Raw genomic sequence first — 8,369 nt, forward strand, 5'->3', positions numbered from 1 at the left:
AAAAATAAGCATTCCTTGTATGCTTACTGTGTTGTTACTTATGCGTCTTTTCTACGATCCCTTCTTGGAGTCTGATTTACATTCTGTTTCTGACTCTCGCCCTTATTTTGACCTTTGTTCCGTAAACTCTCCCCTGTATTTTGCCCCAGCTGATACGAACGTTTTGTCTTTTGTACCGTTGGAGAATTATGAAAAGCATTGGAAAGGCGATCCTTTGCATATTGTCCAATTGTACGATTTTCTCTTTGCGGTGCTGGGATATCATTTGTAGAAGATGGCGCTGTATCTACTGGACGAGATGAACCTGAAGAACTCTCACCGCTTGATGGTGTTCCGCTATGACTTGCTTGTGACGGTTCTGGTGCACCTGATGGTACTCCGCTACTTCCTGGTTGAGTTGTTCCTGATGCACCTGATGGTGCTCCGCTACTTCCTGGTTTACTTCCGCCTGATGCACTTGTTGGCGCTCCACTACCTCCTGGTTTACTTCCGCCTGATGCACTCGTTGGCGCTCCACTACCTCCTGGTTTACTTCCGCCTGATGCACTTGTTGGTGTTCCACCACCTCCGGATTTACTTCCGCCTGATGCACTTGTTGGTGTTCCACCACCTCCAGATTGCGTTCCGCCGGATACATTCGCTGAAGAACCCTGCCCTTCATTTTTAGCCTCTTTATCAAAACCAGACGATTTCATTTCATCTTGCAAGGACGTAGCGCCACCGCCTGCCTCGCCTTGGGACGCTTGACTTTTTTCTGTTCCAGAACCTGATTGACCCATTTCATTTTGTATAGATGAATGACCGGTTCCATTTGCCCCGCCATCGGCATTGCCTTGCTTTTCTTTCTCTTCTTTTCCATTCTCTTTACCCTGTTGTTCTTTTCCTTGCTTTTGCTCCTTTTGTTCACCACCATTTGTTTTCCCTGCATTTTTATATCCGTTTGCGATGCCGGCGGCACCTGCACCTGCTTGTAATGCACCATTACCTGTACTTTTTAACATGTTACCAGCTTTGGACGCTATATTGCCGGTTGCTTTACTAAGCCCTTTTCCAAGTGCGTATCCACCCGCAACGACTCCCCAACCATTTTTCAAACCTGCATCAATGCCAAATAGGCGCTCACAAATAACGGGACCATCTACAACCGCAAGGCTTAAACAAATTAATGCCAATACATAAGCAATGCCATTCACATTTTCATGAATATAATTCATACCGATGAGGTAGAGTTTTAATGAAATGAAGATCATAATCATAATTAAAAAAGAATTTAAGATATTAAGAAGAATATGCTTTGTCTTCTGTCCGTTTGCCACATCTGCCGGTGCAACTAAGTTTGCTAGAATGTAGCTAAAGGCTAGTTCAAAACACAATTTCCCAAGTTTGATTGCTGTAAATAACAGTGTCATACCAATGACAAACAGAGACGGAGCGATTTTCCAGAAATCCCAGTCCCAGCGATAATATTTATCTGGCCAAAAATCAAACCATCCATTTTTCAAGTCGATGAGCACTTCTTTTCCATCTGGTGCAACACTCATTTTCTTCTCTAAAACTTTTATTCCTACATCTGACAATTTAGTATCCTTATTGATTTTAAAATCTTTATCAATTTTCTCTAGAATATCAATTCGTCTAATATTCTCTTGGGGAATTTGATTTGGTTCTTTTAATTTTGTTGTCTTCCATTCCCCTATATCAAACTGTGCTACATCTGTGAGACCATCTTTTATGATTTTTTCACTTGTTGTTCCGCTTCCTTTCAGATCCACTGCCTTAATTGCCTTATCTGTAAATTTATCTGCCTGCATCATAGCTGTACTCAGTAACACAATTACGCCCATACTGATAAAAATATTGACTGCAATTTGTTCTCGATTCGTTTTTCTATTAAATATCAGTGTGTATCCAATATAAATCAGTGAAAAAGCAAATAGTACATACAAAATCGGTTGAAAATCTCGTACAAAAGACTGTACCTCTTCTGAAGCAAACAATGTTTTTACTAAAAGAATTTTATCTGTGATTCCTTCTAATGCATCTACCAGATACGACAATCCAATAATAATCATCCAACCAATAGAACGGAGAATATAATTGATAAAGCCACCAATTTCTAAATAATCATTAAACATTTTCAGTATTTCTAAGACTTTTTCATCATTCATGATTTCACCTTCCTCTCTTACGCTCCGAATACTTCTTGTATGGTCATATCAAGATGCTCATCTACTTCATCTACCCGAATGATAATCGGTGCTTCACCGACTCCTCCTGGCTGTAAAACCACAACACCATTTGTAAGCCCAATCATCACTTCTTTTCCCGCTGTGACTTGTTTCCCGTAAACTTGTAAAATATGTTGTAAGGGATTGGTTACCTGCATCACACTTCCTCCTTCACGCCTTCTTTTTCTAGTAAACTATTCATAACTTCACCGTATTTCCCGTTAATCAGACGATAAATATTTTTATCAATTTCTCCTGTTGTCACTAATATCTTCAGCTCATCAATAAAGTTTTCCATTGTACTTGCTTGAATATCCGCTAGTGATTTGTTCCATTGCCTCATACATTGTTTTTCAATGATGTTCCAAATAGAACGATGTGTTTCAAAAAATTCTTCTGCTGTTTTGTGCTTCCAATTTTCTAAGGTAAGTGGTTCAAATGGACTAGACGGTTCTGATTCGTACACTGAAACCGGTTCTGATGCATACGCTTCTTCAGGAATCTCAATATCCTCATCAATATCCGCAAATTGTGGCTCCTCCGGATCCTCTTCCGAAGGAATCGGCACTGGTTTTGGTTCAGATACGAATACATTTGATTTTGGCTCCTCTGGTTGCCCAGATGGTTCTTCTTGTTTTGGGAAGAAGTCAATAATGAGGTCCCTTGGATTCACATATTCATGTAAAGAGCGAATATCGATATCTAAAATGGATTGATCTGTATCAAAGTCGTCCCCTAAGTATTCCCAGCGATATTTCATAACCGTTTTTCCTCGGTTCAGAATTGGGAAAGGCTCTATCTTTTCAAACTTATTATCCCGACGCTTCATAAAGCGTATCACTGCACTTTCTCCTTCTTGGAATCTCATTAACTCAGTTGGCGTTAATAATGGTTTTGTATCGATTCCTTCCGTTTTGCTCTTATCAATTGACAACCCTTTCCCACTTCGAGATAAAGAATTGATTGTTTGATTCCCTAACTTTTCGGATATTTCTTTTGCGGTTTCTTTATTACCAGATTGAATATAAATTTGATTCCCGCAATTGTCTTGAATGGTTGTACTTGCATCTCCATATTTCATTTTTAACTGTGGAAGAGCTTGCACAATCAGGTTAAAACGAATATTTCGTCCTAAACAAACCGTAACAATATTCCCCATATCATCAATCGCCGGCATATTTCCAAATTCATCCAACAAAAACACTACTTCTCTATGACACTTCCCACCACGAGCTAAACCAGCATACTTGGAGAGTACAAAATATAACTGTCTAATAAAAATAGAAGCAATCACATGATTACTAGAATCATAATCTGGGACAATCATAAAGACCGCAATTGGCTTTTCAAAAATGATAATCTTATCAATCTGCAATCCATCTTGTTTTTCTACAACCCTAAATGTTGTTTCACCTGTATCCTTGTTAATTGTTTGAATCTCTACGATCATTTTCTTCTTTGTTTCACTTTCAATGACATGAATACGCTGACCTTTTTTTACTTTTTGTTGGAAGTTAAGCTCAAAACGTCCTTCCGTATCCGTTTTGATGCTTTCTTTAGATCCGTCAGGAAAGACAATTTGTACACGAACCCTTGGTGTTCCTTTTCCTTGCAAGCTTTTCCCAAAGCCAATTCGTTTTAAGTCGATACTATTACGGGACGTCATTTTTGCAATACCATCAAAAGTAAAGATGGACAATTTACTCATTGTGGTACTAAAAATACTTCCTCGTGTTGTCCCGCCTTTTGCGAAGCTAGAAGTTGCATATTGCATCTTCGCAACACTCTCAGCTGGAAGCATTTCAAAATATATATCTAATACATTTTGTGTATTTCCTTGTGCATCAATCACAATTTCTTTGGAACCAAGCTCCGATAACATGTTTGCGACTGCATACATCGAAATTTTATCCTCTGTCTTTTCCTGGATACATTTATCTATAACCGCTAAGATTAATGCATTACATAAACTCATCGCACTGTTATTCCAGAAAGGATCCTTTACATTTGGATTGTAGTAAAGTGAAAATGATAATGTATTACAGAGTGTCTGTGCTGTTGCTGTATCTCCTTGTTTGTAGGCATCTTTAATGAGCTGAAGCAAGTTGTAGCTCATGGACTCTAACGGGTTAATTAAATTTAAAACTTCAATATGGTACCCACGTTTTTCAAATGTTTTTTTAGAAGCCGCCAAAATTTCAGCCTTTGGATCATTGATGATAATAGACGGTTGTAGTTTCGCACGGGAATATGCATCAAGTGTTGGGAACACAAACGTTTCCCCTTTACCAGATCTTGTTGTACCAATGATTAGGTTACTGACTGCACCATCATCAATTAATAAGCGTCCCGCCTTTGCACTATCTTTTAATTTTTTAATTTCTTGCCATTTCTCCATCCCTTTTGCATCTATAACCCTTTTCGCTTGTTGAAAAATGGATTTGCATGAAACCACATCATAACGAGAAATGACAACGCCACCCTTCCCTTCATATCGTTCTGTTTTATCTGGAATGGCACGATATTGTTGTTTGACTTCATCTAAAGTCGCAAAACGGGAGGAGTCTTTTTGATTTTGATTCAAGTCTTTAAAGCTTGAGCGAATTTTATAAGCGAATTGCAATGTACATAAGCTCGCGATTAGGAATAATATCAAATAGAGAAAAAAAGGATGTTCAAAGGTATATAGATCCTCTATCCCAATATGAAAAGGCTTTGGATGTAATAAATCTGAAAATGTTGTTTTCACTACTTCTACAATGACGTTTCCTAGAAAATTTACGATAAGAAAGATTCCACTAAACAAAAAAGTACTCATCGGGATGAGTACTTTCCATTCAGCTAATTTATACTTGAGCGGTGCTTTTTGTTGCACATGCACGTTATCCCCTCCTTTTCATCTTTTGTTTGTCTTTTTCCAAAATTTTATATATAGTGTCTTGGATAATTTTTTGAACCTCTACCGTGTAGAAAATGAACATCAGCACAATAAATCCCAACAAAAACATTAAATACGTTACTATCATATCTGGCCTCTTTTCTTCAAGTTACATTCCATTTCTTTGTAAAATTTCCATTGTGAGTACCCAATTCGCAGTAAACTTAATATAACAGGTACTACTAATAAAACAGCCATAAAAAGAGATAGAGAATGTATTTTCTGTTCTTCTACAAATGCAATACTAGCAATCACACCAACTGCTATTACAATTGCTAGTGGAATTTCTAATAACAATATTTTTTTCGTCAACTTTCTATCCATAATGAGACGTATTAACAGAACCATTAAGACATAAAACATACCAAAGAGAGTAATTCCATTGATTGTATGACCTTTTGTCCATTCATATCCAGAATCATTTACGCCCCAAATGATATAAGTAATTCCTAATACGCCTAAAATAGTGTAAATTCCTAAACTTATCTTTCTCCCATACGCTATCCATTTTTCCATCCTAATTTTCCTCCCTTTTTAGAAAATAAAAGAGCCGGTTGAAGGTTTAACCAGCTTGTTATCCGTTTTATTTATCATTCGTGTGCCAAAGTATTCTTTTCAGGTTGTGACGTCTGTTTTAAGGCTATTCTTATTATTTGCAAACCAACTACAATACCTGTTACAAGGAAAAATAACGGATAAAAAGCTCCATCTTTGTATCCAAGAAAGAAACCGAAAGCAAGAAAACCGCCACAAACACTACTTAACATCAATGTCGATAATCCAAACAAATAGCTTACCTTAAGGATAGTCAATTTTTTATAGTCCTGATCCATTACTAGCACCCCCGTCATGAAACTAGCTCCAATCAAAAGAACTGTCATCAAAAGATACATATCTGCTCTCTCAAAAGCAATACTTGACTCTTGATACCAGGGCATCCAATTTCCTATCCCTTGATACCATGTAATTCCATGCCACCAACCAAACATCCCGACTATTAACAAATAAAGTAATCCTATAAAATGAACATGATTACTACGAGCCAATTTCTTTATATGATCCATTCCAAATCCCTCTTTTCTATTCAAATTTGATTAAATTAACCCTCATTAACGGACAGACAATCATTTCCTCTTCAGAAGTAACTCCGCTTGACGACTTATTCTATTTCTTTGACAGTGGCTACATCTGTCCATTCAATCCATAACTCTCCTATATTAGACGGTTCAAAAACAGTAATAAATAAATCTTCCATAGTTTTATCATCTACATAACACTTGCATTTAAAATACTCATTGTTCCTTTCGATGAATGTTTTTATTTCGTATTTCTTACCTACTTCAAATAGGTTCATAACCAGTTGTGATCTACCTTTACGTTCTAACTCATGATATTTTTCACGCATATCAAAAGCTATTTCTACATCAGTTTGATAACGTGTTCCTTTAACCATTACCCATAACATATTAAGCATATACTCATCTAATTTCTTTTTATTTCTCGCACTATGTGCATTTGATGCAAGTTCAATCATTCGTTCCTCTTTTGTCTTTTTAGCCAAGTAAAATCACTCCTCCACCTTAGTCAAGAAATATACGCCAATAAACATATATGACAAAATTTATTTTATATTTTTGTTTAATGAATACTCTTTATATATTCCCAAGATACCAACTATTGCTAAAATAAGAATAGGGAATACAAACACAACTTCTATGGGCAACCAATCCATTTTGGGAATTGTTACAATTGGTTGTAATTCCATAACTTCCCCTCCATCTCTCATATTTCTATTTGTCCTATAAATTTCATAATCTATAACAATAACGCTTTGATTATAGTTAAAAGTATTCGTTTACTATCAAAATTTCCTGTATTTCTATATAAAAAGAGCTGGTTGAATATCCAACCAGCTTGCTATCTTTTCTAAACGAAATCCTAATTTGTACTTAAAAAGTATTCATCGATTAAGCATAATGAATTGTGGGAATTTAATATCAATTTCTATTGGAGGTAATGTTTGAAAACTGGCTATGATTTTTGTGTTTGCCTCTTTCATTTGTTGTAAAAATGATAAAAAACCATTTACTTCTTCAGCAAATAAATAAAATGTGTCATCAATTATTACAAAGTCATGCTGTTTAGCTAAATCAATTATTTCTTTGCTCAATTCCACTTTCGGACAGTCCCGATTGCATAGGTTTATAACATCTAACTTATCTCCTTCAAACGATTCTTTAAGATCTTCATACTCACCGATAAGGTCTAAAACCATTACGTTATCCAACTTGATAGCAAATTCTTTTAAAGTTGTTGTTTTACCTGTAGCAATACCGCCGACAATCTTTAAATTTTCCTTTATGTTCAATATCTCATTTGTTTGAAACATGTTATATCCCCCTTTTATATCATTCTTTATTTTCACTATATTTTCTTGATTCAATAGCTCCTGTACAATATCTGATTATTCTCCAAACGATATAGGGGTTAGTAACGTTTTTGCGACATCTAACATGTCTGGAAACATTATGGTTAGAGAAATGAACGTCATCAGTAATATGCACGTACATACTTTCCGACTTCTTTTACGTACCCCATGAATAAAGAACAGCGATAACAAAACAAGCCATATAACCCCCAATATATTCACCCTACTCTTTCCCTTCTATCATTAAACTAAAACGGATGATTTTGGTTTATCTCCCCCATCTGTTGGCGGATCTACTGGTGGTTTTGGCTTATCTCCCCCATCTGTTGGCGGATCTACTGGCGGTTTTGGCTTATCTCCTCCATCTGTTGGCGGGTCTACTGGCGGTTTTGGCTTATCTCCTCCATCTGTTGGCGGGTCTACTGGCGGTTTTGGCTTATCTCCCCCATCTGTTGGCGGATCTACTGGTGGTTTTGGCTTATCTCCCCCATCTGTTGGCGGATCTACTGGTGGTTTTGGTTTATCTCCCCCATCTGTTGGTGGATCTACTGGCGGTTTCGGTTTATCTCCCCCATCCGTTGGTGGATCTACAGGCGGTTTCGGTTTATCTCCTCCATCTGTTGGTGGATCTACTGGCGGTTTCGGTTTATCTCCTCCATCTGTTGGTGGATCTACTGGTGGTTTTGGCTTATCTCCCCCATCTGTTGGCGGATCTACTGGTGGTTTTGGCTTATCTCCCCCATCTGTTGGCGGATCTACTGGTGGTTTTGGCTTA

At 37.1% G+C, this 8,369-nt stretch carries 8 protein-coding genes and 1 pseudogene; all 9 read right to left on the reverse strand.

From position 1 onward, the window contains the following. Window positions 1-38 precede the first annotated feature (38 nt). Window positions 39-2,168 carry a pLS20_p028 family conjugation system transmembrane protein gene (locus MHH55_RS34645; protein ID WP_100910803.1) on the reverse strand — a complete coding sequence of 710 codons (2,130 nt, stop codon included), beginning with the start codon at window positions 2,166-2,168 and terminating at the stop codon, window positions 39-41. A gap of 17 nt (window positions 2,169-2,185) precedes the next feature. Then, window positions 2,186-2,386, reverse strand: coding sequence for a hypothetical protein (locus MHH55_RS34650; RefSeq protein ID WP_198523887.1), 201 nt, complete (start codon window positions 2,384-2,386; stop codon window positions 2,186-2,188). Next, the gene (locus MHH55_RS34655) at window positions 2,386-5,109 is read right to left on the reverse strand and encodes a VirD4-like conjugal transfer protein, CD1115 family (protein ID WP_445661839.1); all 2,724 of its coding nucleotides are present in this window, start codon (window positions 5,107-5,109) and stop codon (window positions 2,386-2,388) included. The genes MHH55_RS34650 and MHH55_RS34655 overlap by 1 nt, the downstream gene beginning before the upstream one ends. Window positions 5,110-5,250: 141 nt before the next feature. Beyond that, window positions 5,251-5,682, reverse strand: coding sequence for a hypothetical protein (locus tag MHH55_RS34660; RefSeq protein ID WP_340882617.1), 432 nt, complete (start codon window positions 5,680-5,682; stop codon window positions 5,251-5,253). A gap of 74 nt (window positions 5,683-5,756) precedes the next feature. Continuing rightward, a complete protein-coding gene (locus MHH55_RS34665; protein ID WP_100910801.1) occupies window positions 5,757-6,230 on the reverse strand; it encodes a hypothetical protein in 474 nt (157 codons plus the stop codon). 95 nt (window positions 6,231-6,325) lie between these two features. Continuing rightward, on the reverse strand, window positions 6,326-6,727 hold the full coding sequence (locus MHH55_RS34670; RefSeq protein WP_100910800.1) for a hypothetical protein: 402 nt from the start codon (window positions 6,725-6,727) through the stop codon (window positions 6,326-6,328). Window positions 6,728-6,787: 60 nt separating this feature from the next. Further along, the gene (locus MHH55_RS34675; RefSeq protein WP_198523889.1) at window positions 6,788-6,931 is read right to left on the reverse strand and encodes a hypothetical protein; all 144 of its coding nucleotides are present in this window, start codon (window positions 6,929-6,931) and stop codon (window positions 6,788-6,790) included. Window positions 6,932-7,126: 195 nt separating this feature from the next. Next, complete coding sequence (locus MHH55_RS34680; RefSeq protein WP_100910799.1) at window positions 7,127-7,555, reverse strand: hypothetical protein; 429 nt, start codon at window positions 7,553-7,555, stop codon at window positions 7,127-7,129. Between the two features lie 282 nt (window positions 7,556-7,837). After that, window positions 7,838-8,369 (reverse strand): annotated as a pseudogene (locus MHH55_RS34685) (hypothetical protein); the annotation flags it as partial.

The organism is Bacillus sp. FSL K6-2944 (assembly GCF_038005385.1).
GTDB lineage: Bacteria > Bacillota > Bacilli > Bacillales > Bacillaceae_G > Bacillus_A > Bacillus_A cereus.